Origin of the sequence: Sulfurimonas sp., assembly GCF_027056685.1 — a bacterium.
Classification (GTDB): domain Bacteria; phylum Campylobacterota; class Campylobacteria; order Campylobacterales; family Sulfurimonadaceae; genus Sulfurimonas.
This window is the reverse complement of sequence record NZ_JALUKE010000048.1, coordinates 1-5,494: the sequence shown is the minus strand read 5'-3', so window position 1 is coordinate 5,494 and position 5,494 is coordinate 1. Positions and strand designations below refer to the sequence as shown.

The 5,494-nt window shown below is 35.0% G+C and carries 6 protein-coding genes; all 6 read right to left on the bottom strand.

All coding sequences use genetic code 11. From position 1 onward, the window contains the following. Positions 1-110 precede the first annotated feature (110 nt). From MVY38_RS01695 to atpA, 6 genes are read right to left on the bottom strand one after another with little or no spacing between them, the layout of a single operon-like run. Positions 111-503: a biopolymer transporter ExbD gene (locus MVY38_RS01695; protein ID WP_297482833.1), complete on the bottom strand. Its 393-nt coding sequence runs from the start codon at positions 501-503 to the stop codon at positions 111-113. 4 nt (positions 504-507) lie between these two features. Then, positions 508-1,074, bottom strand: a complete 567-nt coding sequence (locus MVY38_RS01690) for a MotA/TolQ/ExbB proton channel family protein (protein ID WP_297482831.1) — start codon at positions 1,072-1,074, stop codon at positions 508-510. A gap of 3 nt (positions 1,075-1,077) precedes the next feature. Next, on the bottom strand, positions 1,078-1,470 hold the full coding sequence (gene atpC, locus MVY38_RS01685) for an ATP synthase F1 subunit epsilon (protein ID WP_297482828.1): 393 nt from the start codon (positions 1,468-1,470) through the stop codon (positions 1,078-1,080). Between the two features lie 24 nt (positions 1,471-1,494). Further along, entirely contained in the window at positions 1,495-2,889 is a 1,395-nt protein-coding gene (gene atpD / locus MVY38_RS01680) for a F0F1 ATP synthase subunit beta (protein ID WP_297482825.1), read from the bottom strand. Between the two features lie 11 nt (positions 2,890-2,900). Next, positions 2,901-3,791, bottom strand: coding sequence for an ATP synthase F1 subunit gamma (gene atpG, locus MVY38_RS01675; RefSeq protein ID WP_297482822.1), 891 nt, complete (start codon positions 3,789-3,791; stop codon positions 2,901-2,903). Positions 3,792-3,802: 11 nt separating this feature from the next. Continuing rightward, positions 3,803-5,320, bottom strand: a complete 1,518-nt coding sequence (gene atpA, locus MVY38_RS01670) for a F0F1 ATP synthase subunit alpha (RefSeq protein WP_297482819.1) — start codon at positions 5,318-5,320, stop codon at positions 3,803-3,805. Positions 5,321-5,494 lie beyond the last annotated feature (174 nt).

Here is a 5,494-nt window from a genome sequence, read left to right as displayed (position 1 = left end):
AACCATAGGTTTTAATATCTTTTACTTGAAAAAGCATAACAACAAACAGAAATAAAAAGAATAGGAACAGAGACAGAGAGATGATTCCACTTAAATAAAAGTATCGTTGATTATCCATTTGTTGCTAAAGATACCTCTGTAAATCCAGCCTGCTTTACTGCTGCTAAAATCGACATTACGACACCATAATCTAAACGCTTATCCGCACTTATTAAAACGGTAGCTTTTTTATTCAGTTTCTTAGAATAAAGATAAAAATTGTCAATAAATGCACTTAATAAAAAATTATCTTTATTTATCTTTATATTTTTATCTTTATCAATAGTAATATTTACAGGTGGAATTTTTGATAGTTGTTGTGTTGTAGAGCCTTGAGGCAATTTAATATTTTCTTCAAATATAATACTAGGAGCAATAACCATTAAGATTGCGAGTAAGACGAGCATAACATCCACAAGAGGAGTAATATTTAATTCTGGTTTTTCATCCCAATCATATGCCATAACACTATGCCTTGCGTGCTAATATCGCATCACTTTGCATTTGAAGGTAGCTAACAAGTTCATATGATTTTCTTTTGAGGATTTGATGATATGTATATGCAAATACAGCTACAAATATTCCAGATGCAGTAGCCACTAATGCATCAGAAACCCCACTAGCAATAACATTCATTGTCCCAGATGTCTGACCTATATGAGTAAAAGTGCCCAAGATAGAAACAACAGTCCCAAACAATCCAATAAAAGGAGAAGTTGATGCAATGACAGATAAAACAGAAAGACCCTTTGTAGCCTCTTTTGTTGCTGCGAGCATAGCTAAACCTAAAACTTCTTTTGAAATAACATTACTTGTTTGTAAAAAATTATTTAAAAATGAGTTTTCTTTTACAGTAGTAGCTCCTAATAAAAGTGCTTCTAAAGAGGCACTTTCACGAGAAAGCCAACTATTAATAGAAAAATATCTATAAAAGAACACCCAATTTAGTACTAAAAAGTAAACTGCTAATAAGACCAGAACACCAATAGTTACGGGATGACTTTTCAGATAAAAATCTATTAAATTATTAAACATCGGCTATATTAATCTTTGTGCTGCAGATTCAATTTTTGCTGAAACAGACGCAATAGCATTACCAGAATCAGCAATATCATTAATAAGCTTTTTAGCATTATCAAGTGCTTTAGCAATTTCTGATTCATTTTCACCACGAATTGGTGCTGCACCTTCTACAAGAATAACAACTTTTCCCTCATCAACCTGAGCTACACCCCAATTGATAACGATAGATTCGACTGATTTATCCTCTTTCTCAACATCAACAACACCAGCTTCTAACAATGTTGTTAAAGAAGCGTGTCCTGCCAATACACCAAATTCCCCTTCTTCACCAGGGAGAACAACACCAACAGCATTATCATCATAGATAACACCGTCCGGAGTTAGGATTTCAAGTTTAAACTTATCCATTACAGTCCTTTACTAAGCAAATGCTTATTTGTTTTTCTCATGTTTTGCGATAGCTTCATCCATACTACCAACCATATAGAAAGAGTTTTCTGACATATGATCGTAATCACCATTAAGAATACCTTTAAATCCTTTAATAGTTTCTTCAAGAGATACATATTTACCAGGAGCTCCTGTAAATACTTCTGCAACGAAGAATGGTTGTGATAAGAATTTTTCAATTTTACGAGCACGCTCAACAACATTTTTATCATCTTCAGAAAGTTCATCCATACCAAGAATTGCAATAATATCTTGAAGATCTTTATATTTTTGAAGTGTTTGCTGTACTCCACGAGCAGTATTATAGTGTTCATCACCTAAAATTTGTGGATCAAGTAATCTTGAGCTTGAATCAAGAGGATCAACTGCAGGATAAATACCTTTTTCAGCAATTTTACGGTTAAGAACTGTTGTTGCATCTAAGTGAGCAAAAACAGAAGCAGGAGCCGGGTCAGTCAAGTCATCTGCAGGTACATATACTGCTTGAACAGATGTAATTGAACCATTTTTAGTTGATGTAATACGATCTTGTAATGCACCCATTTCACGAGCAAGTGTTGGTTGGTAACCAACTGCTGAAGGGATACGTCCAAGAAGTGCAGACATCTCTGAACCAGATTGTGCAAAACGGAAAATATTGTCAATGAACATAAGTACATCAAGTTTCTTCTCATCACGGAAATACTCAGCCATTGTAAGACCAGTAAGTGCAATACGGTTACGTGCTCCTGGAGGCTCACTCATTTGACCATAGCACAGTGCAACTTTGTCCAGTACATTCGATTCAAGCATTTCGTGGTAAAGGTCATTCCCTTCACGAGTTCTCTCACCAACACCTGCAAAAACAGAAAGACCATCATGTCCATGTGCAACATTGTGAATAAGTTCCATGATAATAACTGTTTTACCAACACCAGCACCACCAAATAATCCAACTTTACCACCCTTAGCATAAGGAGCAAGTAAATCAACAACTTTAATACCTGTCTCAAACATCTCAGTTGTAGTTGATTGATCAACTAATGGTGGAGGAGCACGGTGAATTGACCACATTGGTGCATCTTCTACTTGATCTTTACCATCAATAGTCTCACCAATTACATTAAAGATTCGTCCAAGAACTTTCTCTCCAACAGGAACTTTAATAGGTGCACCTGTAGCAGTTGCTTCCATACCACGAACTAAACCTTCACTCATATCCATTGCAATCGTTCTTACACGACCATCACCTAAGTGAGCTGCAACTTCTAAAACTAAACGATGTTCACTTCCTTCTAAATTAACTTTAACTTCAATTGCTTCGTTAATTACTGGAAGATTACCATCGAAATCAACATCAACAACAGGTCCCATTACCTGGCTAATTTTTCCAATCATATTTTTCTCCATTATTTCATAGACTCCACACCACTGATAATTTCTATCAGTTCTGTAGTAATAGCAGCTTGACGTGCTTTATTAAATTGTACATTTAAACTCTTGACCATCTCTTTAGCATTATTAGTAGCTGTATCCATCGCCTGCATACGCGCAGAGTGTTCAGCAGCAACTGAATCAATTAAAGAGTAGTACATATTGTAAGAAACATACTTTTTCACTAAAGAATCAAGCACTTTTTCTTCATCTTCTGCTTCAATTTCCAACATAGATTGAGACTGCACTTTAGTACAATCAAAACTATCTGTATCAACTGGTAAAACTTTATCCACATGTAACTCTTGAGTTATCATATTTTTATACCCATTGTATACAATGTGAAGACCATCTATTTTCTCATCTAAATAATCTTCAATTGAAGTTTGAATAAACTCATCAGATCTTGTTTTGTCAGGTTTTGAACTTAAATCAATGACTGCATTATACATTTCAACTTCATTATATTTATAAAACTCAACACCTTTTTTACCGATACCACGTAAACGTACTTTTACATCTTTTGCTTTGTACTCTTTTAAAAGTTTATTTACAGCTTTAATAGTTTGAATATTAAAACCACCACATAAACCTTTATCAGCAGTAACAAATACAATGTCAACTATTTTTGGATTTTCTATCTGATGAAAACAACGATTTTCTAATCCTCCAACTTTGCTACACTCTATACGTCCAGCTATTTCGGCAATAACCTGATTCATTTTTTGAGCATAAAGACGAGAACGTTTTGCAAGTTCTTCTGCACGGCGAAGCTTAGCAGTCGAAACAAGTTTCATCGCACGAGTCGTCTTTTGAGTGTTAGAAACACTCTTAATCTGTCTTTGAATATCTTTCAAGTTTGCCATAAAGTAATTCCTTAGTTAGCTACAAAGCTAGCTTTAAACTCTTCTAATGCTTTTGTTAATAATGCCTTAGTATCGTCATCTACTTTTTTGCTATTTCTAATATTCTCAAAAATTTGAGGATAAGAAGCTTCAATAAACGGATATAACTCAGCTTCAAAACGAACTACATTAGATGGATCAAAATCATCTAAGAAGCCTTCATTCCCTGCAAAAATAATTGCAACTTGCTTTTCAGCAGAAAGTGGTGAAAAAGGTCCCTGTTTAAGTACTTCAACCATTCTTTGTCCACGTTCCAACTGTTTACGAGAAACTTCATCAAGATCAGATGCAAATTGAGCAAATGCTTGAAGTTCACGGAATGATGCAAGATCAAGTCTAAGTGTACCAGCAACTTGTTTTGTTGCTTTGATTTGTGCAGCACCACCAACACGAGAAACTGAAAGGCCAACATTAATCGCAGGACGAACACCTGAGTTGAATAGATCAGTTTCAAGGAAGATTTGTCCATCAGTAATTGAAATAACATTTGTTGGAATATATGCCGCAACATCACCAGCTTGTGTTTCAATAATTGGTAGAGCAGTAAGTGAACCTGCACCCTCTTCATCAGACATTTTTGCAGCACGCTCAAGCAGACGAGAATGAACATAAAAAACATCCCCTGGATATGCTTCACGACCTGGAGGACGACGAAGAATAAGTGACATTTCACGGTAAGCAACTGCATGTTTTGACAAGTCATCATAAACAATTAAACCATGTCTTGCATTATCACGGAAATATTCACCCATAGTAACACCAGTATATGGAGCTAAAAATTGAAGTGCAGCAGCTTCAGCAGCAGTTGCAGATACAATTATAGTATATTCCATGGCACCATTATCTTCTAAACGACGAATAATCTGTGCTACAGTTGATTCTTTTTGACCAATTGCAACATAAATACATACAACACCATTCCCTTTTTGATTAAGAATAGCATCAAGTGCAACTGTAGTTTTACCTGTCTGTCTATCACCAATAATTAGCTCACGCTGTCCTCGTCCAATTGGAACGAGTGCATCAATTGCTTTAATACCAGTTGCTAAAGGTTCATGTACAGATTTTCTATCCATAATACCAGGAGCTTTTTCTTCAACAAAACGCATTTCAGTCGTTTCAATTGGACCTTTACCATCAATTGGCTCACCAAGAGCATTAACAACACGACCTAATAGTGCATCACCAACTGGTACTTTTAAAAGTTTACCAAGACGCTTAACACTCATACCTTCTTTTAGAGATACTCCTGAACCGAGAATAACTACACCAACAGCACTCTCTTCAAGGTTCATAACTAAACCTCTTGTACCATCTTCAAATTCTACCATCTCTCCTGCCATAACATTGCTAAGTCCGTAAACTTGTGCAACACCATCAGCATAAGAAACAATTTTACCAGTTTCATTAATATCGACATTTAGTTCAAAATTATCGATACGCTCTTTAATTATTGAGCTGATTTCATCAGCCTGAATTTTTGCTACCACTATCCTTCTCCTCTCATTTAATGTTATATTGCTTTAATTATATGTTCTATAATTTGACTATTGATTCTATCTTTAGAAAAATTAATTTCTATACCTAAATCGTCTACTTCCACTTTAATACCATTAAAGTCAGTTTTTTCAAATGATAGTACTATTTTAGAATTATATTTTTTA

Excerpts from the sequence above, each read along its gene's own strand:
- MVY38_RS01695 (WP_297482833.1), bottom strand. The coding sequence starts at position 503 with ATGGCATATGATTGGGATGAAAAACCAGAATTAAATATTACTCCTCTT.
- MVY38_RS01690 (WP_297482831.1), bottom strand. The coding sequence starts at position 1,074 with ATGTTTAATAATTTAATAGATTTTTATCTGAAAAGTCATCCCGTAACT.
- atpC (WP_297482828.1), bottom strand. The coding sequence starts at position 1,470 with ATGGATAAGTTTAAACTTGAAATCCTAACTCCGGACGGTGTTATCTAT.
- atpD (WP_297482825.1), bottom strand. The coding sequence starts at position 2,889 with ATGATTGGAAAAATTAGCCAGGTAATGGGACCTGTTGTTGATGTTGAT.
- atpG (WP_297482822.1), bottom strand. The coding sequence starts at position 3,791 with ATGGCAAACTTGAAAGATATTCAAAGACAGATTAAGAGTGTTTCTAAC.